Source organism: Pseudomonas sp. SIMBA_041 (assembly GCF_046535095.1).
GTDB classification, from domain to species: Bacteria; Pseudomonadota; Gammaproteobacteria; order Pseudomonadales; family Pseudomonadaceae; genus Aquipseudomonas; species Aquipseudomonas mucoides.
Genome location: NZ_JAWRXJ010000005.1, coordinates 478,372 through 496,925, shown reverse-complemented (window position 1 = coordinate 496,925; position 18,554 = coordinate 478,372). Strand labels below are relative to the sequence as shown.

Genomic DNA, 18,554 nt, shown 5'->3' with positions numbered 1-18,554 from the left:
TGTCAGGCCGCAGCCGGTACACCGCTGTGGAAACGGAATTCCACGTCCGGTGACTCGATCAGTTCCTGCTCGGCCGCGCGCACCTTGTCGATCACGTGGGCGATGTCCTTGGCGTCGCCGTACTGGTAAGCCAGCTTCAGGTAACCCTGGAAATGCCGGGCTTCGCTTTTCAGCAGGCCGAAGTAGAACTTGCCCAGTTCTTCGTCCAGATGCGGCACCAGCGCCTCGAAACGTTCGCAGCTGCGGGCTTCGATGAAGGCCCCCACCACCAGCGTATCGACCAGTTTCACCGGCTCATGGCTGCGCACCACTTTGCGCAGGCCCGAGGCGTAGCGCCCGGCGGACAACTGGCGCAGCTCGATCTTGCGCTTTTTCATCAGGCGCATGACCTGTTCGTGGTGCACCAGTTCTTCCCGGGCCAGGCGCGACATCAGGTTAATCAGGTCGACGTGGGAGTGATACTTGGCAATCAGGCTCAGCGCGGTGCTGGCGGCCTTGAATTCGCAGTTCTTGTGGTCGATCAGCAAGGTTTCCTGATCAGCCAGTGCGGCCTGCACCCAGCCGTCAGGGGTGCGGCAGCCGAGGAACTCGTGAATTTCGGGAAGGATCATGGGGCTCACGGATAAATGGTCAAAACGAAGGGCGCCGATTATACCGGCCTGCCGCCAGACCACCAGTCGCCAACCGTTGATATGCATCAAGTACCTGGTTGGCGAGCAGGAACTATAGTTGTGCAACGCCGTGCTTTTTAGCCGTTTATGGAGATCCCGCTCATGCAAGCCATTCGCAGCATCCTGGTGGTCCTCGAACCCGAACACTCGGAGAGCCTGGCGCTCAAACGGGCCAAATTGATTGCCAGAGTGACCCGGGCCCACTTGCACCTGCTGGTCGGTGACCGCAAACATGACCATAGCGCTATGTTGGGCGTGCTCAAGGCAGCCTTGTTGGAGGACGGCTTTAGCGTCACCACCGAACAGGCCTGGAACGAAAGCCTGTACCAAACCATCATCGACGTGCAGCAAGCCGAAGGCTGCGGGCTGGTGATCAAGCAGCATTACCCGGACAGCCCGCTGAAAAAAGCTTTGCTGACCCCGGACGACTGGAAATTATTGCGTAAATGCCCGACACCGGTGCTGCTGGTGAAAACGTCCGGTTCCTGGAAAGACAAAGTCATTCTGGCCGCCATTGATGTGGGCAACACCGACGGTGAGCACCGTCACCTGCACAACACCATCATCGATTACGGCTATGACATCGCCAGTCTGGCCAAGGCGCATCTGCACGTGATCAGCGCGCATCCATCGCCGATGCTGTCGGCGGCCGACCCGACGTTTCAACTCAGCGAAACCATCGAGGCGCGCTATCGCGAACAATGCAAGGCGTTCCAGGCGGAGTTCGACATCGACGATGCGCATTTGCATATCGAGGAAGGTCCGGCGGATGTGTTGATTCCGTTCATGGTGCACAAGCTGCAGGCGGCGGTGACCGTGATCGGCACCGTGGCGCGGTCGGGGGTGTCGGGGGCGTTGATCGGCAATACGGCGGAAGTGGTGCTCGATTCGGTGGAAAGTGATGTGTTGGTGCTCAAACCGCAGGAGATTGAGGATCACCTTGACGAGTTGGCTCAGCACTGAAATCTGTGGCGCCTGGTCGGACGCCATCGCGGACAAGCCCGGCTCCCACAGGGTTTTGTGAGCACCGGAGCTTGACTGTAGGAGCCGGGCTGGGTCCGGGCGGCGTTCCGACGATGCTTTCAGGCGCCGAAGGCGTCTTTTAGAAAGCCCGGTGCGATGTACCGTTGGTAATGCGCCTCAGACAGCAAAAAGAATTCCCGATCAATGGCATCACGCAATTCCGGCAGGTTCCAGTCACGAAACTCCGGCATCAGCACCATCCCGTAAGCCTCCAGGTTATTGATCACCCGCGCCCCACGGGCAATCAGCTGATACGCCCAGCAATACTCCGACTGATGCGGCACGAAGCGAATCTTGCGTTGCTCCAGTTGCAAGCGCAGGCGCTGGGGATCGAAAACCTCCAGCTTGCTGGCCATCACCTGGGACAGCAATTGCTCAAGACGCAGCCATACCGCGCGCTTCTCCTCCTCGTTGTAACCATTCCAGTTGATCACTTCGTGGTGGAAACGCTTGCAGCCGCGGCACACCAGGTCACCGTAAACGGTGGAGCAGAGGCCGACGCAGGGAGTCTTGATGGTCTGATTGGGCATAGGTAGGCAAAACACTGGAAAGCAGAACAGGCCCGCATGTTAGCCCTTTGTCTAACATTGATCACCCCTCAAAATTCGGGGGCTAACTTACCTTTAATTTTTTTTTGCCGTAGAATCAGCCAGCCTTTTAAGGCGCCAATGTCCGTTAGAAGCTGTTTTCAAAGCGTCACGAGCACAGTCGTTCCTTCAGAGCGGTGTTGGCGAAGGGTTTTTCCAGCGGGGAAAAGCCCAACGCCAACCCTCATCAGCTCCCGTTCTGCAGGCGTAAAACTTTGAAAGCAGCTTCTGTAAGGAATTGTCGGTAATTCTGGCTAAGTGGCCCACAACGCCACGCAGCGCATGAGTACGGCAATTTCGGGATGAGCGTCCCGGACACCCATTTGGGACCACTGATGAGGGTAATAACTGTGCTTGAAGCCTACCGCAAACATATCGAAGAGCGTGCAGCACTGGGTATCGTTCCCCAGCCGCTTAACGCCGAACAAACTGCAGGCCTGATCGAGCTGCTGAAGAATCCTCCGGCTGGCGAAGAAGCTTTCCTCGTTGACCTGATCACCCATCGCGTTCCACCTGGCGTGGACGAAGCAGCCTATGTCAAGGCCGGCTTCCTGTCTGCCCTCGCCAAAGGCGAAGCCAAGTCCCCCCTGATCGACAAGAAGCGCGCTGTAGAACTGCTCGGCACCATGCAGGGCGGCTACAACATCGTGACCCTGGTCAACCTGCTGGACGACGCTGAACTGGCGCCAGTGGCTGCCAAAGAACTCAAGCACACCCTGTTGATGTTCGACGCCTTCCACGACGTCGCTGAACGCGCCAAGAACGGTAACGTTCACGCACAAGGCGTGCTGCAATCCTGGGCTGACGGCGAGTGGTTCAAAAACCGCCCGGTACTGGCCGACAAGATCAGCCTGCGCGTGTTCAAGGTCACCGGCGAAACCAACACCGACGACCTGTCCCCTGCTCCGGACGCCTGGTCCCGCCCGGACATCCCGCTGCACGCCCTGGCCATGCTGAAAATGGCCCGCGACGGCATCGTGCCGGACGTACAAGGCTCCATCGGCCCGATGAAGCAGATCGAAGAAATGCGCAACAGCGGCTTCCCGATCGCCTACGTCGGTGACGTAGTGGGTACCGGTTCGTCGCGTAAATCCGCGACCAACTCGGTGCTGTGGTTCTTCGGCGACGACGTTCCTTACGTGCCGAACAAGCGCGCTGGCGGTTTCTGCTTCGGCAGCAAAATTGCTCCGATCTTCTACAACACCATGGAAGATGCCGGCGCCCTGCCGATCGAATTTGATGTGACCAACATCAACATGGGCGACGTGATCGACCTGTACCCGCACGCAGGCAAAGTCTGCAAGCACGGTACCGACGAAGTCATCACCACCTTCGAAATGAAGACCCCGGTGCTGTTGGACGAAGTCCGTGCCGGCGGTCGTATTCCGCTGATCATCGGCCGTGGCCTGACCGACAAGGCTCGCGCCGAACTGGGTCTGCCAGCGTTCGACCTGTTCAAGAAACCGGATGCCCCGATCGAAAGCACCAAGGGCTTCACCCTGGCGCAGAAAATGGTCGGCAAGGCGTGCGGCGTAGCCGGTGTGCGTCCAGGCACCTACTGCGAACCGAAGATGACCACCGTCGGCTCCCAGGACACCACCGGTCCAATGACCCGTGACGAACTGAAAGACCTGGCGTGCCTGGGCTTCTCCGCTGATCTGGTGATGCAGTCCTTCTGCCACACCGCGGCTTACCCTAAGCCGATCGACGTGACCACCCACCACACCCTGCCAGACTTCATCATGACCCGCGGCGGCGTTTCCCTGCGTCCGGGCGACGGCATCATCCACAGCTGGCTGAACCGTATGCTGCTGCCGGACACCGTCGGTACCGGTGGTGACTCGCACACCCGTTTCCCGATGGGCATTTCGTTCCCGGCCGGTTCCGGCCTGGTGGCGTTTGCCGCAGCCACTGGCGTTATGCCGCTGGACATGCCGGAATCGATCCTGGTGCGCTTCAAAGGCAAGATGCAACCGGGCGTCACCCTGCGTGACCTGGTTCACGCCATTCCTTACTTCGCGATTCAGGCTGGCCTGTTGACCGTTGAGAAGAAAGGCAAGAAGAACGCTTTCTCCGGTCGCATCCTGGAAATCGAAGGCCTGGACAACCTGAGCATCGAACAGGCTTTCGAGCTGTCCGACGCCTCGGCCGAACGTTCGGCTGCCGGTTGCACCATCAAGCTGTCGAAAGAGTCGATCACCGAGTACCTGAGCTCCAACATCACCCTGCTGCGCTGGATGATCGGCGAAGGCTACGGCGATGCACGGACTCTGGAACGCCGTGCTCAAGCGATGGAAGCCTGGATCGCCAACCCTGAGTTGATGGTGGCCGATGCTGACGCCGAATACGCTGAAATCATCGAAATCGACCTGGCCGACATCAAAGAGCCTGTGCTCTGCGCGCCAAACGATCCGGACGACGCCCGTCTGCTGTCCAGCGTTGCTGGCGAGAAGATCGACGAAGTGTTCATCGGTTCGTGCATGACCAACATCGGTCACTTCCGCGCGGCCGGTAAGCTGCTGGATCAGGTCAAGGGTCAGCTTCCTACCCGTCTGTGGCTGTCGCCACCGACCAAAATGGACGCTCACCAGCTGACCGAAGAAGGCTACTACGGCATCTACGGCAAGGCCGGCGCACGCATGGAAATGCCGGGCTGCTCGCTGTGCATGGGTAACCAGGCTCGCGTAGAACCGAATTCGACTGTGGTGTCGACGTCGACCCGTAACTTCCCGAACCGTCTGGGTGACGGCGCGAACGTCTACCTGGCTTCGGCTGAGCTGGCGTCCGTGGCTTCCATCCTGGGTCGCCTGCCGACCGTCGAGGAGTACATGGAATACGCTGGCAAGATCGACAGCATGGCGGCTGATGTCTACCGCTACCTGTCCTTCGACCAGATCGCCGAGTTCCGTGAAGCTGCTGCGAACGCCAACATTCCGGTCGTTCAAGCCTAACGCTGCAACGCAATAGAAAACGCCGCCCATCGTGAGATGTGCGGCGTTTTTTTATGCCTGCGATGGCTATGCCCTTACACACTCCTACAAGGGTTATGCGCTGGTCTTGAGGGCTTGTTGCACCGCGCCATCCACGCTCAAACCGCTGAGGATCACCTGTGTATCCTTCACTTCCGGCAACGCCGCCAATGCGGCCTGCGCCGAGTCCTTGAGCCGGGCGAGCACCAGCTGCTTCCCTTCCCCCCGCACCCGCACAAAAAATTCCTGCAATGCCTCAATACTGGTGCCATCCAGGTCCGGCGACTCCTCCAGACTGAGAACCACCGAATGAATCGGCGTCTGCGAATGACGGATCAAGTGCAACGTGCTGCCCAGAATCCGCTCGACGTTGGCAAAGAACAACGCCTCCCCCGGCCGGACGATCAAAACCCCTGGCACTGTTTGCGCCGTCGGATGAAGGTGCAGGTCGACAAAGTCGTGACCGCCATCAATGCGCCCGAGGATCTGAATGTCCGCTGCCGACATTTGCTTGAGCATCAACACCACGCTGATCGCCACCGACAGCAGCAACCCGTCCAGCACACCCACCACCAGCACGGCGGCCACCGCGCAAATGACCAGCAACCGATCGCGTCGCCAGATGAAATAGCGTCCCAGCGGTTGCAGGCTCAAGCCTCGCGCCAGAGCATGGATGACGATGGCGGCGAGAATCGGCTCCGGGGTCAGGGCGATGTAGGGCAACACGGTCAAAACGATGAGCAACACCACCAGCGCCGCCACGCCACCCGCCAATCGCGACGTGGCGCCGGCCGCTTCATTGGCCGACGTTGCCGAGTACCCTGCCCCCGCCGGCATGCCATGAAACAACCCGGACAACAGGTTGGACGCCCCCAGTGCCAGCAAATCGCGATTCGACGAGATCCGGTCGCCGTGCTTGAGCGAATAGGCGCTGATCGAGCCGTAAGACTCCGCGTACAGGATCATCACCATGGCAAAGGCCAATTCACCCAGGCGCAACCAGTCAGTGAAAGGCAACTCTGGCAGCTTCGGCACCTCCAGGCTCAGATCGATCACGCCGATCAGCTTCACGCCATACGCCGGCAGGTTCAGCCATTGACTCGCCGCAATGCCAATCACCACCACCAGCAAGCCACCCGGCAAGCGCCGGAACCTTGCACACAGCACCAGCAAGGCCAACGCCACGGCGGCGACACCCGCCGCCACCCAATTCCATTGCGGCAGTTGCTCCAGCAATTGCGGCAGAAAGTGCACCAGAATGCCGTTGGTCAGGGGCACCCCGACCACACTGGCGACTTGCTTGAGAATGATGGTCAGCGCCAGGCCAAAGGCAAAGCCGCGCAGCACCGGTTTTGCGATGAACGAAGTCACGCTGCCCAGCTTGAACAACCCGGCCAGCAGGAAGAACGCGCCAGTCACCAGCACCAGGCCGATGGCCAGGGCAGAGCGCAGTTGCGGATCGCCGTTGGCCAGCGTCGCGGTGGCGGCAGCCAATACCGCTGCCGACGACGATGTCGCCGAGACAATGGCGAAACGGCTGGTGCCGAACAGCCCGTAACACAGCAAACCGGCAAACAAGGCGATCACCCCGGCCTGCGGCGCCACGGCGGCAATACTTGAATACGCGACCGCTTCCGGCAACAACAGGCCGGCAATCGACAACCCGGCCAGCAGGTCCTGCCAGCGATTGGGTTGTTCAGTGAAATTTTGGGGTGAGGCGCTGGGCAATCCGGTGTCTCCAGGCGAAAAAAAACCGCTGCGCGCAATACGCGCAGCGGCCACTGTAGCTGTCAATCCGGCGCTGCGCGAGCAGGCCGAACGATCACGCGGTCAGCGAGTAGATCAACGCTGTAATCGCCACCAGGCCCACCGCCGTCACGAAGACATTGGACGCCTGCCCGCGATAACGCGCCATCGCCGGCACCTTGCGGATCGCGTACATCGGCATCAGGAACAGAATCGATGCGATGACCGGGCCACCGAGGGTTTCAATCATCCCGAGAATGCTCGGGTTGAGCGTGGCAACGATCCAGCACACCACCAGCATGAACGCGGCGGTCATGCGGTCCAGCGTCTTCGGTGCCGGGCGCTTGCCGCTTTTGACGATCAGGCCTTTAAGACCTTCGCTGGCACCGATGTAGTGGCCCAGGAATGACTTGGAGATGGCCACGAAGGCAATCAACGGCGCCGCGAAGGCGATGGTCGGGTTGCTGAAGTGGTTGGCCAGGTACGACAGGATCGACAGGTTCTGCGCCTTGGCTTCGGCCAGTTGTGCTGGCGACAGGGTCAGCACGCAACTGAAGACGAAGAACAGCACCATCACCACCATCAACAGGTGGGCGCGGGACAGGATCTGCGAGCTGCGCTCTTCGGCGTGTTCGCCGTAACGACGTTTCTGGTCGACCGCAAACGCCGAGATGATCGGCGAGTGGTTGAACGAGAACACCATCACCGGAATCGCCAGCCACAAGGTATGCAGCAGCGCCGACGGTTCAGGCAGCGTGCTGGCGGTGGACAGAATGCCGCCGTTCCAGTGCGGGATCAGGAACACCGCCAAAAACAGCAGTGCAACGATGAACGGATACACCATCAGGCTCATGGCCTTGACGATCGCCTGTTCGCCGCAACGCACCACCGCCAGCAGACCGAGAATCAGCACGAACGACAACACCGCGCGCGGGGGCGGCATGATGTGCAGTTGATGCTCAAGGAAACTGCCCACGGTGTTGGTCAGTGCCACGCTGTAGATCAGCAGGATCGGGAAGATCGCAAAGAAATACAGCAAGGTGATCAGCGCACCGGCCTTGATGCCAAAGTGTTCTTCCACCACTTCGGTGATGTCCGCGCCTTCGCGTCCGGACAGCACGAAGCGGGTCAGGCCACGGTGCGCGTAGAAAGTCATGGGGAACGCCAGCACCGCCAGGACCAGCAACGGCCAGAAGCCGCCCAGCCCCGCATTGATCGGCAGAAACAGCGTGCCGGCCCCGATGGCCGTGCCAAACAGGCCCAGCATCCAGGTGGTGTCATGACGATTCCAGCTCGAAAGAGTCGCTGGTGCCGCCGCTACATAGCGTTTGTCGACGCTATTGGCCTGATCATTCATCCGGTGGGATCTCCGCATTCCGGTCAGTTGCTACCCGGCCAGGACGAGTCGGAAAAACCCGACAGGCAGCGCCCTGGCCGAAACAGGGGCGCGATTGTCCGGGATTAATCAACAGAAGCAAAGACTTAGCTGAAGAATGGTTGTGCGGATCAGTGTTCAGGGTGTTACGCAGGAGCAGGGCTGCCGTAGGTTTTCATTATTTTTTGAATTTAGAGTACCTCTCGACACTTTGGGCCCCCTACCTCGAGCCATGTAATGAGTGCTTCCAGAGGCATCGGCTTGGCAAACCAATATCCCTGCCCTTCGTTACAGCCTTCGGCCTGCAGAAAAGCCAACTGAGCCTGAGTTTCAATGCCTTCAGCGATTGCCTCCATGCCTAATGCACGTGCAATGCTGAGCGTGGCACGGACAATTTCCTGTTCGGCCGTGCTGCCGGGCAGCATTGCAATAAATGAGCGATCAATCTTCAATTTATGAAACTGCAAACTCCGCAGACGTCCCAGTGAAGAGTAACCGGTCCCAAAGTCATCCATGGCCAGATGAATGCCCGCACTCCGTAATGCCAACGAATTGCGCATCACCTGCTCCGCCCCTTTCATCGCCACATCTTCAGTAACTTCCAGTACCAATCTCCCGGAGGGTAGTCCGGTATCCTTGATAATTTGCTCAACCATTTGGGCAAAGTTCTCATCCACAAAAGAGTCAACACAGACATTCACCGCTACCGGCACGTCCAGTACTCCCAGCTCGATAAGCCAGGCGTTGTCAATGCAGGCCTGGTTGATGACCCAGCGAGTAATAGCCGGCATCAGACGATACTTCAGGGCAATGGAGATGAACTGGTCAGGCATTACCAGTTCATCTCCATTGCGCCAGCGTAACAACGCCTCCATACCCGAAGGCCGATACGTCCGCGTATCGAACTGCAATTGGTAGTGAAGCTCGAGTTGCCCCAGTTCAAGCGCATCACGCAAGCAAGAGACAAGGCGATAGCTACGCTCGTTCTCCTCGCGCATTTCCTGGCTGAACATACAGACTCCGCTTCCGCCATCCGCCTTACCCCGATACATGGCGATATCTGCGGCGTTTATCAACTTATCAGCCGAGCTGCCATGCTCCGGAAACATGCTGATTCCGATGCTGGCTGACGCCAATAACGGAATGCCATCGATGCTGAACGGTTCTTTGAGGCTTTCGATCAAGCGCTCTGCAATGAGATCGGCCTTGTCATCTTCGTTGAGCATAAGGAACGCCACGAACTCGTCCCCCCCCACCCGTCCGAGCATGTCAGTGCCCCTGAGAGCAACGCGCAAACGTTCGGCTACCTTTCTGAGCAGTCGATCACCAACACCGTGGCCATAGCTGTCGTTGATATGTTTGAAACCGTCCAGATCAATAAAAAGCAACCCCAGTCGACCCTCCGCCTGCTGACAACTGAGCAAGGCTTTTTCCAGCATCTCCACAAATTGACGGCGATTGATACAACCGGTCAGATCATCATAAGTAGCCAATTGGGTAATGCGTTTATTGAGTCGATGGTGCTCGCTGATGTCGTAGCAAACGCCGACGAAGGCACGTTGTTCGCCCAATCGGAACTCATTGACGTTAAATTGCATGGGGAAATAGGTAGCATCCTTGCGCTGCCCGACCACTTCACGCCCGCCGCCCATGTTCCGGTGTTCACCGACATTGCGAAAAGACTCCAGGTAACCGGGTTGGTTTTTGTTGTACGCCTCGGGTATCAATAGGGAGATGTTCTGCCCCAGCAACTCCATCTGAGCAAAGTTGAAGTTCTGCAATGAAGAACGGCTTACGGCCTGGATGATGCCGCGCTCATCGATGACCAGAACTGTATTGGGCGACGCATCGGTAATGGCGTCGAACATGGACAAGTCCAGGACTATTGGGGCGTCTTCTGTCCTGCCGGCCGAGGCATCGCTTTTATCCCCTATCATCGAATGTGACCTTCAGGTAATCGCGTCATAAAGAAAATACAAACGTTCACAAATCTGCTTCGAGAGAATGCGATCGTTTAATCACGGCAATGCTCTGGCCTGCTACCCCTTAAAATCCCCGATACCGCCAGGAAGTCTTCCGGGCATATACCGTCTGGGGGCTATTGATCCGTAGCTGCCGACTACAAACGGAAATTGCCAATCTGTAGCGTCAGCTCATCGCACACTCGTCGCAATGTCTGGCAATCCTGCTGGCAACGATGGGTGTCACTGGATGTGGAATGGGCCAGGTCGGCAATCCCTTGGACATTACGATTGATTTCCTCTGTGACCGATGACTGCTCTTCCGTCGCAGTGGCCACTTGGCTGTTCATATCGCTGATCCGCTCAATCTGCGACGCGATGGCCTCCAGCGACTGATTGGTCCGCTGGCTGGCCTGTACGCCTGTTTGCGTCGCCGCCTGGCCGGCCCGCATCGAGTTGACGGCGGTTTCCGCCCCCAGCTTGAGCCCCTGAATCATGTGCTGGATTTCATCCGTCGAATTCTGGGTGCGCCCCGCCAATGTCCGGACTTCATCCGCCACCACCGCAAATCCCCTGCCCGACTCACCGGCTCGTGCCGCTTCGATAGCCGCATTCAACGCCAGCAAGTTAGTCTGTTGCGAAATGCCGCGAATCACCGCCAGCACCTGATCGATGGACAACACGTGATCGGCCAGTTCCCCCACGGAATGGTCCGCTATGCCGATTTCCTCGGCCATGCGTTCGATGTGTACCGTAGACTCACCGACGATACCGCTCGCCTGATGGGCTTCGTCTTTTGCCACTTGAGAAGCTTCGGCCGCACCACTGGCATTGCGGGCAATTTCTTGAACGGTCAGGCCCATCTCATGTACCGCAGTGGCCACCAGATCAGTCATTTCATGCTGTTGAGATGCCCGCACGGCGGTGTCTTCAACCACCTGGGCCACCTGGACCACCGCAACCCGCAACTGCTCGCTGGTTTGAGTGATCGCTCCAATCAGTGCTCGCAACGTATTGGTCATTACCCGTACGCTACCCAAGGCACTTTTATCGGGCGCTTGGGGAATCGACACGCCCAGATTGCCGCCGGCAATTTCATTCAGGACCCGATCGAGCTCGGCCGGTGCACCGCCCAATTGTTGAAGGATCTGCTTGCGCCCCAGATAGACCAGCAGGCCAATCTCACCGATCAACATCAGCAAAATGGTGACGAACAGGTTCTGTGCAAAGTTCAGCGCGTTGTTTGCCAGCAGTACTTCTTGCGAAGTACGTTGCTCCATCAACTCGAAGAATTCGTCCACCGGCTTCATGATCTGGGCTTTGAAGGCATGGTATTGCTCGCTGTGCACCAGCTTGCGCGCCAGTGCGAGATCAGGCTCGCCATTGACCGTGTACTGCCCCTGGGCATCGACAAACTTGCCTTTGACCGCGTTCATGGCTTTGACTTCGAGTTGTACCAGGCTGTCGGAATTGGCCTGCGCTTCCTTGAGCTTGGCAAACTCCCTGTCCGTAAAGCCGTCCTGTTTCATCAGCGTTTCCAAGGCCACAGCCTCGCCGTCAGGGCGAGGCGTTTCGTTACCCGCGGCGACAAAATCCCAGTAGATGCGGTGATACTCCTTCGGGCGGGGTGCCTTGCCATTGCGAATATCCAGAATCTTCAGATATTCGCGCTCGTATTCCGGGTTCGTCGTCACCACATAGGTGCGGCCCAGACGCGTCAAATCATCGGAACTCTGGCGCAACTCATCGGCGAGCAAGTAAGACTGGTAACGCCTCTCGCTGATCTCGCGTGCCTCCTGGGCCGCCTGTTTGAGCGCCACAAAGGTGTACAGCAGACCTGAGAACGTCGCGGCTATCGCAACCAGCGCGTACTGAATCGCTCTCGAAGTGTTGGCTACTTTCATTTCTACTGTTCCTGGTTTGTAGATTCTTATGTCTATAAAGCAGCAATCGCCAAGGCGCGCGGCGCCGTGTCGGAGGAAGGATCCGGGGATGGTACTGAGCGCAGTTATTCGGGTTTGGGAAGGAAGGCCAATCAGGTTGTGGTCATGGCCCGTGCACCTGTTGCTGTTCGGCTCCCGAGTGACTTACCTCCCCGATGCGGGGATCGCTACCGACAGGCGATCGAAAACAGCGGGCTCACCTGGGTAAGCCCGCTGTTTTTTCACTTGCCCAGACGTCTGATTTCCGCCGGCGTGAAATCGGCTTTGACCATCGGCGCGCCATAGGCGACCTTCTGGTTGACCTCATTGGTCATCTGCGAAACGCCGTAGCGGCCCGAAATCAGGTCGTAGGTGGTCTCGGCAACAGTGGTCGGCACTTGTACGTCGTACAGCATCGCGTAGTGCGCCTCGAACAGACGCCACAGCTCACCACGACTGTCATACATGTCCGAAGCGAGGATCTGCCAGGAGTCTTCATCGATATAGAAGCGGCGCTTGCCATAGACATGGCGTGCGTCAGGCTTGAGCGTCGCCTCGATTACCCACACGCGGTGCTTTTCGTAGCGCAACGGATCCGTGTTCAGGTGACCGGGCTTGAGCAGGTCAGCGTATTTCAAGGTTTTGCTATTGAGTTTGTAGGCGTTGTATCCCACCAGCAGTTCCTGTTTGCCGATCAGTTTCCAGTCATATCGGTCCGGTGCACCGTTGAAGCCATCGGTGCCGTCACTGGTGATCTGGCCAAAGCTATAGCGCGCGCTGCTGTCATAGGAGACGGTCGGCGCCCGCCGCACGCGACGTTGCCCCGGCAGGTATTGCCAGGCCGCACGCGCTTCTGTCACCTGGTTCATCGGTTCGTGAATCAAGGTGACTTCGCCAGCGTAACGGGAAGGCGTCAGGGTTTGGGCACGATAGAAAAACAGCAGGTTTTCCTGCGGATCAAGGTCCTTGATCCGGTCGCGAAAAGCGGCGACCTGATTGTACGTCACGACCGTGGATTGCCCTTGATCCTGAACGGTTGCCGAGGCGATCTCACGTACGAAGGAACCACCACGGTAACGGGTCAGGTGGTTCCAGAGCACTTCCAGTGGCTCTGTGGGCTCGGCAAAAGGAACGCCGAAACTGTAATTTTTCAGACCATAGCCGCCGTCGGCCAGCTCGACTTTACCCAGGTTCGCCTTCGCTTCATCCTGATCGGTCTTGGGCAGGTTGGCGGTACGATGAGTGGGATACACCGGCATGCGGTAGTCGGGAAAGCGCCCGAACATAGCCACCTGGCCTGGCGTCAGAACGTTCTTGTACTGACTGACATTGTCCTTGGTCACGGTATAGAGCGGTTTTTCGCCCGCGAATGGATCGGCGTAATCACCGTTCGAGCTGACGATGGCGGCGTTGGCGGCGATGCCTCCAGTCCAGGCGGGAATACTGCCGTCGGCATTGGCGGCTTTCTCGGAACCCATGGGTGTCAGTTTCGAGCCAATCAATCCAGGGTCGTCCTGCTTGGCCTGCGCCATGGTGCAGGCAAGCATCATTGCCATGACGAGAGGTAATGTTTTTGTGAAGTTTTTCATTAGAAGCTCACCTTGAGGTTCACCGAGGCAAAATCGCGATCATCGATCGTGGAAAATTTGTTGGTACCGAGGAATTCGTTGTAAGCGAACTCCAACGAGTAATCGTTGCGATAGTCGAAGGTCAGTGTCAGGCCGAGCGCCTGTTGACCTTCCTGGAAGTTGGGCCCGTAGCCCTCGACGTCGTGTCGCCAGTTGATGGCCGGCGTGATGACGGTGGCCGGCAACAATTGCTCGTAGGAAAGGCCCGCACGCAGGCGATAGCCCCAGGAAAAATCGGTGTAGATGCCGTCGGTGTTACAGAAATCGGCGTTCATTTGCGCTACCTGGGCCGCGCTCATGCCCCCTGCCCCAGCGCCGACACAAGACGTTGCAACACCTGTGGCAGGCAAGGTGCGACCGAATCCTCCGGCACGACCGAAACGATCGCCGTCGATGTTTTCAATCCAGTTGAAACCCATTTCGCCGGCCAGCGACAGACGATTGGCGCCCATCACGTTGGATACCGTATCAACCGCACCGAGGCTGAATTGCCAGATTGGTTTGCGTGCGTAACCCTCGACCTCAGAGCCACGGGCCGCCGCCAATTGGGCTGGGGTCAAAGGCATGATCGGTGTGGTCCCGGAACCGGCCAGCAGCCCGACGAAGTCTGCGCCGTTGAAGGCCAGCGGCATGTTGGGGCGATAGCTCAGCTCGCCAAAGGTGGCGGTGGTGCCAATGACGCCGCTCAGGCTCGCGCCGAACAGCCTGATGTCTTCCGGGTAAACGTTCGAGTAATCGCCGGTATTGATGTTGACGTTAGCCCCGACAGGCGCCTGGCGAGCAATAACCCCCTGAAGCTGCGGTGTACGGCTGTGGTAGTTGATGTAGTACAACCCAAGGTCGGCGTCGTGCAGCGACTCGATGGTGTAATGCATGGCCAATCCGTACTGGCCAGTGTCGCTCGGGTAGTCTGTTGAGGTGCGTTGCAGGTAACGTTCGCGCTGTGCGTTGGCCGCTCCTGCGGCGGGATTGAAGTCCTGCAGGCTTTGAGCAGTGGTACCGGTGCCACCGGCGATCATGTAATTGTTCTGGCAACCTTCCTGCAGGTTGTCGGCAATGCTGAAGAACGTGCCGCAGCCATCGTATACAGAAGGACGGAAGTTGTACTGCCAGAACCCTTCCAGGCTGACTGAGTCGCTCAGGTCAAAGTTGAAGCTGACCATCTCGACGGGTAACTGCCCTTCCTTGAGTTCAACCCCCGGCCGGTTGAAGGCCGAGACATCCAGGGGGTTGATCACGTTCACACCGTTCTGGATGAACAGCGCTTCGCCCCAACTCAACACTTGATTGCCGACTTTGACGTTCAACGAGTGGTCGGCCACGTTGAAGTCCTTCCAGACATACGCATCCAGCACTTCGAACCCTTGGAATCGGGCCAGGTCCTGCCAGCCGGAGTCATTGAACTTCTCGAAGTCGCCATTTCCGGTTTCCAGAGCGTGGTCATACCAGTATTTGAAGCGAACGAACGCCCCCTGCGAGCCATCGTTCAAATCAAAATCGGTCAGCCCCTTGAACACCGTTGAAATGGTGTCGCCCTTGTTGAAGTTGAGCTTGCCGTTGTCGGCGTTGTAGTTAACGCCAGTGCCGGTTTTCCCGATGCTGGCTGCGTCGGCAGCCGTCATTTGAAATTTGTCGGCATTCTGCAGCGCCCAACTTGTCCCCAGACTGAGCGTTGTGTTGGTGGTCAGCCCCCAGTCGTCGTTGACCTGCCAGGTGGTGGCATGGGCGGACTGACAGCCAACTGCGACCCCCAAAGCAAGCAGATGCGGGTAAAGAATCGGTGTTTGACGGCGTGCACTACGGATGGTTGAGACATGCTTCATGTGTTGACTCACCTGTTATTTTTTTATTGGCGATGAGGCTTTCGCGAATCCACCGGGCACTTGGCGTTGCCCGATGGCAGGCGTGAGCTACGCCTGAAGCGAATGCTCGGCGGCCACCATGTGAGTAAACAGGGGTCGTGCATGAGTCATTGGCTGACAAATAGTTTCCCCGCCGCGATCAGACGGCCGAAATGTATTTGCCGATCCGGTCATGGACGCTGGGGAGTGGACAAAGCACAGGGCGGCCAGACGATGACCGGGTTACGGGGAAACTATTTGTCAGTCAATGACTCACCCGCTGCAGGCAAATGAGCGCATCTTGAGCCGGCTTTCACGCGCTGTAGAGCCCGAGTGCTCTATGACAAAAGCATCATCGACTGGAGCGCTGCTCTATATCGCCCCTCGCCTTTTTGCCTGGGGTGTTTTTTTTATCAAGCCTGCAAGCGCTTTGATCTCATCCATTGCTGATTGCGCACGCTAACGCGGCCCGGCATGCTGATCATGAATTTTGTCGCTATCAGCAGGCGCAAGCGATGCAAACCATGCCAACCAACCCCGCCACCGCAGCCAGAACCACCCTGGCTTCGATTGCACGCGCCATTGCCAAAACGCTGAAGTCGCAATACGACATCGATCCGTTACCCATGCTGACGGGTCTGGGTTTCGACCCGGCCATCCTGCACGATAATGAGTTGCGCCTGGATCTGACCGATATCACTCCGTTGTGGCTTCGTGCAGTCGAACTCAGTGGTGACGCGAACTTTGGTCTTTGCGTGGCCCGAAACCTCGGCCCCGCCGACCTCTACGGCATTGATCTGGCGCTCTACACCAGCGCTACGATTGGCGATGCCGTTCGACGTTACGTGCTATTTCTTCCATTGATTACAACCGTTACCCGCATGCGGCTGGTCCAGGACGAATCGGGTGACTGGCGAATGGAAACCCGACTCACAGGCGCTCGCGTGCCAGCCGATGCGGCGCGCGACTGCTTCAATTATCACAATGTGAAACTGTTCGAACGCCAATCGGGATTGAAAGCCCCGCAGTTTCTGCGGCGCCTTGAAATTCCGCGCCCGCAGCCATCCGACCCGACACCCTGGCTCAAGCTGGGCATTGCGGTTCTATTCGGACAGGAATGCGCGACACTGGTTTTCAAACGCGAGACCTGGGATAGCCCCCTGCCGGGTGCCAATGCCCGCTGGCTTGCCCGGGTCGAACAACCGATCCTGCAGCACCTGGCCCGGCTTGGCGCCCCTCTGCCGCTGAGTGCCCTGCGCGCGGGCCTGGCCGAAATACTCGGCCAAGAGGTCAGTGCGCAACACCTCGCCAACACCCTGGCACTGCCTGTGGACTGCGTGACGTCATCCTTGATTGCACAAAATACGACCTTCGCGCAGTTGCTCGATCAAACCCGAGAGGCTCAATCCCTGAACCTGCTGACCATGCCCGACTTGACCCTGGACCAGATCGCCAGCCGCGCGGGGTTCAGCTCCAAGAGCAGCTTGATTCGGGCGTTCCGACGATGGAAAGGCATCACCCCTCTGAGTTACCGAAAACAACTCGATTAACGACGGTCGCCGCTTCATGCCGGTATCGTTTTTGTCAGGTAATGCTCGCCCCGTATCAGCGCGAGTCGGTAACTGACGAAAATTAACCCAGCCGCGGGTTTTCTTCACGCAGTTCGCTGGGCGTGGTGCCATACCAGCGACGGATTGCACGGGTGAAACTGCTGACTTCGCTATACCCCAGACTATCGGCGACCTCGGCAACGGACAGCGTGCTGTCCAGCAGCAGGTCATGGGCCAGATAGCGTCGATGAATATCGATGAGGTCGCTGAAATTCCAGCCGTCGCGAAGCAAAGCCCGATGCAGGGTGCGGGCGGTCATGTGCAAGCGATCGGCCATGTCTTCCAGATTCAGTCCACCGCGCAACTCCTGCAGCATGGCACTGCTGGCCATTTCTATCAGGCTGCCCCTGGCGGTCTGGCAGGCGTAGTCCTCCATGGACTCTTCCAGTGCCAGGCGCACGCTGGAGGGGCCCGCCGGGCGATCGACATGCAGCGCTTGAACATCCAAAAGCATTTCGTCTCGTTGCGCCGAGAAAAACACCGGCCTGTCCGCTAACCGCTCCCAGGGCCCGGGATCGACCGGACGCGGACGCCGCAGATGAATTTCGATAATCGGGTTCGGTGCACACACCCAACTGCGCAGGTGATGAATTTGCCTGGCGCACCAGTAGTCCACCTCCTCCACAGCCGGTCGCAGCTTCGCCGGTGCTTGCAGGCCAAAGCGCAGCGTGTCGCCCTGCTGCTCGAAACGAAGATCAATGTGACTGGCCACCAATGGCCAGAAACGTTGCATGGTTTGCAGGGCCTCCATGCGTGTCGGTGCCAGTTGCATGAGGTAGTTCAAACCGAGCAGCTGACCGAGATCCGCGGGCCTTGCGGCAGCGAGGCCGATGGCAGGGTCATTATCTAACGTACGCGCGCACTCCCAAAAATGACGGGAAAGGAACGCTGGCAAACGCAGATAGGGTTGGCGGAACGCCGACAGGGGAAAGTTCCAGCGTTGCTGCAACTCGGACAACGGTATCCCGCGCGACTCCAGCAGGCGAATGCCGGCCAGAACCGTTGAAGGTGAAAGCGAGAGGCGTTTTCGGTGATTGGGATAATTATTTGTCAGCCAGGGATTCATGGTTGCTCGTCTATTGCCTGCATGTTGCTTCAGGGTCGCGCGACTGCGGGACCTCGGGGACTCACTCCCTTCACGCCCAAACAAAAATAACAGGTGAATCAAGGAAATGAAGCATAAATCAACTTGCTGCCCTCAGGTGGGACCGGCACGCCTTC

11 protein-coding genes and 1 pseudogene are annotated in these 18,554 nt (G+C 58.3%); 3 read left to right on the top strand and 9 right to left on the bottom strand.

The features are described 5' to 3' along the window. Positions 1-2: 2 nt before the first annotated feature. Positions 3-611, bottom strand: a complete 609-nt coding sequence (locus SB725_RS14990; RefSeq protein ID WP_027923352.1) for a tRNA-(ms[2]io[6]A)-hydroxylase — start codon at positions 609-611, stop codon at positions 3-5. 162 nt (positions 612-773) lie between these two features. On the opposite strand from SB725_RS14990, the gene SB725_RS14985 reads away from it, so the two are divergent. Next, entirely contained in the window at positions 774-1,634 is an 861-nt protein-coding gene (locus SB725_RS14985; protein WP_410922049.1) for a universal stress protein, read from the top strand. Between the two features lie 119 nt (positions 1,635-1,753). Here SB725_RS14985 and SB725_RS14980 read toward each other — a convergent pair whose 3' ends face one another. After that, on the bottom strand, positions 1,754-2,224 hold the full coding sequence (locus SB725_RS14980; protein WP_027923350.1) for a DUF1289 domain-containing protein: 471 nt from the start codon (positions 2,222-2,224) through the stop codon (positions 1,754-1,756). Positions 2,225-2,631: 407 nt separating this feature from the next. Between SB725_RS14980 and acnB the strand changes: the two genes are divergently transcribed. Next, positions 2,632-5,232, top strand: coding sequence for a bifunctional aconitate hydratase 2/2-methylisocitrate dehydratase (acnB, locus tag SB725_RS14975; RefSeq protein WP_410922100.1), 2,601 nt, complete (start codon positions 2,632-2,634; stop codon positions 5,230-5,232). 93 nt (positions 5,233-5,325) lie between these two features. Here the strand turns inward: acnB and SB725_RS14970 are convergent, their stop codons facing one another. The 6 genes and pseudogenes from SB725_RS14970 to SB725_RS14945 all read right to left on the bottom strand — a co-directional run bounded on the left by SB725_RS14970 (position 5,326) and on the right by SB725_RS14945 (position 15,705). Next, positions 5,326-6,978 (bottom strand): SulP family inorganic anion transporter, encoded by a 1,653-nt coding sequence (locus SB725_RS14970; RefSeq protein ID WP_410922047.1) that lies wholly within the window; start codon positions 6,976-6,978, stop codon positions 5,326-5,328. Positions 6,979-7,072: 94 nt separating this feature from the next. Further along, positions 7,073-8,353, bottom strand: coding sequence for an HAAAP family serine/threonine permease (locus tag SB725_RS14965; RefSeq protein ID WP_027923347.1), 1,281 nt, complete (start codon positions 8,351-8,353; stop codon positions 7,073-7,075). Between the two features lie 209 nt (positions 8,354-8,562). Then, complete coding sequence (locus SB725_RS14960; RefSeq protein WP_410922045.1) at positions 8,563-10,239, bottom strand: EAL domain-containing protein; 1,677 nt, start codon at positions 10,237-10,239, stop codon at positions 8,563-8,565. A gap of 251 nt (positions 10,240-10,490) precedes the next feature. Continuing rightward, positions 10,491-11,315 (bottom strand): annotated as a pseudogene (locus SB725_RS14955) (methyl-accepting chemotaxis protein); the annotation flags it as partial. Positions 11,316-12,496: 1,181 nt separating this feature from the next. Next, a complete protein-coding gene (locus SB725_RS14950) occupies positions 12,497-13,843 on the bottom strand; it encodes a DUF1329 domain-containing protein (protein WP_410922043.1) in 1,347 nt (448 codons plus the stop codon). Next, positions 13,843-15,705 (bottom strand): DUF1302 domain-containing protein, encoded by a 1,863-nt coding sequence (locus SB725_RS14945; RefSeq protein ID WP_410922041.1) that lies wholly within the window; start codon positions 15,703-15,705, stop codon positions 13,843-13,845. Before SB725_RS14945 ends, SB725_RS14950 begins: the two co-directional genes overlap by 1 nt. A gap of 533 nt (positions 15,706-16,238) precedes the next feature. On the opposite strand from SB725_RS14945, the gene SB725_RS14940 reads away from it, so the two are divergent. Next, the gene (locus SB725_RS14940; protein ID WP_410922039.1) at positions 16,239-17,273 is read left to right on the top strand and encodes an AraC family transcriptional regulator ligand-binding domain-containing protein; all 1,035 of its coding nucleotides are present in this window, start codon (positions 16,239-16,241) and stop codon (positions 17,271-17,273) included. A gap of 82 nt (positions 17,274-17,355) precedes the next feature. On the opposite strand, the gene SB725_RS14935 is transcribed toward SB725_RS14940, so the two are convergent. After that, positions 17,356-18,399 carry a helix-turn-helix domain-containing protein gene (locus SB725_RS14935; protein WP_410922037.1) on the bottom strand — a complete coding sequence of 348 codons (1,044 nt, stop codon included), beginning with the start codon at positions 18,397-18,399 and terminating at the stop codon, positions 17,356-17,358. Positions 18,400-18,554 lie beyond the last annotated feature (155 nt).

Bases quoted from the DNA above. Each gene is read 5' to 3' on its own strand.
- SB725_RS14990 (WP_027923352.1), bottom strand. From the start codon at position 611: ATGATCCTTCCCGAAATTCACGAGTTCCTCGGCTGCCGCACCCCTGAC.
- SB725_RS14940 (WP_410922039.1), top strand. From the start codon at position 16,239: ATGCAAACCATGCCAACCAACCCCGCCACCGCAGCCAGAACCACCCTG.
- SB725_RS14945 (WP_410922041.1), bottom strand. From the start codon at position 15,705: ATGAAGCATGTCTCAACCATCCGTAGTGCACGCCGTCAAACACCGATT.
- SB725_RS14965 (WP_027923347.1), bottom strand. From the start codon at position 8,353: ATGAATGATCAGGCCAATAGCGTCGACAAACGCTATGTAGCGGCGGCA.
- SB725_RS14950 (WP_410922043.1), bottom strand. From the start codon at position 13,843: ATGAAAAACTTCACAAAAACATTACCTCTCGTCATGGCAATGATGCTT.
- SB725_RS14980 (WP_027923350.1), bottom strand. From the start codon at position 2,224: ATGCCCAATCAGACCATCAAGACTCCCTGCGTCGGCCTCTGCTCCACC.
- SB725_RS14935 (WP_410922037.1), bottom strand. From the start codon at position 18,399: ATGAATCCCTGGCTGACAAATAATTATCCCAATCACCGAAAACGCCTC.
- SB725_RS14985 (WP_410922049.1), top strand. From the start codon at position 774: ATGCAAGCCATTCGCAGCATCCTGGTGGTCCTCGAACCCGAACACTCG.
- SB725_RS14960 (WP_410922045.1), bottom strand. From the start codon at position 10,239: ATGTTCGACGCCATTACCGATGCGTCGCCCAATACAGTTCTGGTCATC.